Genomic DNA, 2,405 nt, shown 5'->3' with positions numbered 1-2,405 from the left:
TTAATTAATAATTATGGGTTTACAAATAAAAAAACCATTTTAGTAAATGGTTTAATTTATTATTCTTATTCAATTTCCGAGTTTTTTTCCAAAACCCTTATTTTATTTATACGACCAACTTTTTTTATTTAAAAAGAACAATTAAAAAGCTTAATTTTGTTCAAAAAGGTTGCTTTGCATTTAATATTAATTTTGTTATAATAAACCCATTCAATAGGTCTATTATTAAGCTTACTAAAGGAGATTTTAATGGCAAAAAAACCAGGTAGTTGACATAAACTTAATAACTTAACAAAGAATGTTACTGTAGCATCACGTAAAAAAGGGTGACTTGCCGCAATTTGTGCTGTGTTATATCTTGGTGCTTTAATTCCCTCTGCTTATTTTGGTGTGTCATTTTTAGCAAATATTTTAAATTATGGTGGAATTGAAACTGATGGACCCTTGCCTGATGTTAATGATGAGGATTATTTTGAAGTTAACTTTGCAAAAACAAAACTACGCGATAATACAACAACAACTCCGGTTTTTGAAACTTATGAAATTCCTCCTGACCCTAATACTGGGCAAGTTGCACAAACTCGCGCTCGTGCGAGATCATTACGATTAGAATACGCTTATAATTTAATTTTTGAAAAAGCACCTAGTTTATACATTACAAACAATATCTTTTTTAAGAATAAATACAAAGATCCTAAGCAAATTCAAATTTTAGATATTTATACTGATTCACGAGGGACACAACAGTTAAGTCTTGCTGATGTGCAACAAAATCAATTTAATTTGATGAAAAATTTATTATTTTTAAAAATCAAATACGAAGACGTAATCCAAAAAAATCTGGTTTGAATGCCAACTCTATTTGTTGGAAATGAAGGATTTTTATCAAACTTTTTAAGTTTTAAATTAGGAGAAACAAGAAACAAAGATGATTTAAAACCAACAGTTTGAGAAAAACAAACAAATGTTCTAGATGAACAAGCTAATAATATTATGATTAATGGTACTAATGATAGTTTGGCGTTAGCAGATCAAGTTTATGCTGCCTATAAAGAACGTTTTGCTGCTTTTTATGCAGAAAATAAAGGAAATGATAAAGAATTTATTGGTGATTATAATCCATATAGTAATTTTGCTATTTCAAGTGTTAATCAAAATGATCAACTGTTTCCAGGAACTGCTATTGATAGTACGCATTACATGCTTGATATTAATCGGGTAATTCAGTCAGCATATAAAAAGGGTGATTCAGAGCAAAGTTTTGCAAAAACAGATACTCAAATTAATGGTAAATATATTCCACAATTATTAATTTTTTTAATTAATATTTTAGAAACATCACAAAATCGTGGTTTAGTCTTACCAAAAGAACTTGTACCAACCGAATGACAATTTTGATATCAACATCTTCAACCAAAACGTTTAAATGTTAACCAACCAGAGCAATTTTACTTTATGTTTTTACCGCAAGGTGAAACAATTCAAAATGTGATCGCAAATCGATTGGAAGAGCAAATTAAAGATGTTTTAAATGGAAAATATTCATTAGCAACAGCAATTAGAGAATTACAAGAAGATGTTTTGAGTAACCCTAATAGTTCAAAATATAAATGAGTTTATGATTGAAATATTTTACCATTTCAATCATATGGAATAATTGAAAAAGCAGATTATACTGTTGTTAAAAGAACAATTCAAGAAAATGGTGATTTAACAATTAGTTTTAATAATAATCAAGTGGCAAAAACAAACTATGTAATAATTGATCAACCATCATTACATTCAATTACTAATTTAGTTAATCCAGGTGATCATGATGCCTATTTAATTAGTGATAAACAAAAACGAAATATTTTATTTACAAAATATTGAAGTGCTAATTTATATGGAGCACAAAAACCATTAAATTACATTGATATTGATGTTCGAAATATTCCACATGATGTAACTTCATTTAAAGCAATACTACAAAAACAAATTGTTAATCGTACATGGGAATTTATACAAAATATTAGTCAAATGGTAGGAAACAATTTAAACATTAGTGATAATGTATCACAAATAGATTATGCTAATAGAATTGCAGACGATATTATCACATTTACACCTTTAAATAATTATCATAATAGTGCTGCTACTTTTAATGATTGATTTTATGCATTGCAAATTAGCAGTGAAGAAAGATATAGTAATTTAACTGTTCTTGATATTAAATTAGAATTAAAAGCAAAAGAAAATGTTCCAGACCATCTTCGAGCAATTACTTTCCGTTTTAATATTAATTATATTTAAAATTTATGTATAAAAGATGAAAATGTGTATAATGATAATAAGTATTAATGTTTGGGTAGTAAGAAAAAAGTTGATTTTTTATAAAAATTATAAATAAAGTAATTAAATACGAA

General features: G+C 26.7%; 1 protein-coding gene. It reads left to right on the top strand.

Translation table 4 applies throughout. From position 1 onward, the window contains the following. Positions 1–249: 249 nt before the first annotated feature. Positions 250–2,292 carry a hypothetical protein gene (locus tag BST80_RS05015; RefSeq protein WP_415746241.1) on the top strand — a complete coding sequence of 681 codons (2,043 nt, stop codon included), beginning with the start codon at positions 250–252 and terminating at the stop codon, positions 2,290–2,292. Positions 2,293–2,405 lie beyond the last annotated feature (113 nt).

It is taken from the genome of Spiroplasma sp. Moj (assembly GCF_016082285.1).
Taxonomy (GTDB): domain Bacteria; phylum Bacillota_I; class Bacilli_A; order Mycoplasmatales; family Mycoplasmataceae; genus Spiroplasma; species Spiroplasma phoeniceum.
Note: the sequence above shows the minus strand (reverse complement) of the source record. Positions and strands in the feature narration are given on the sequence as shown.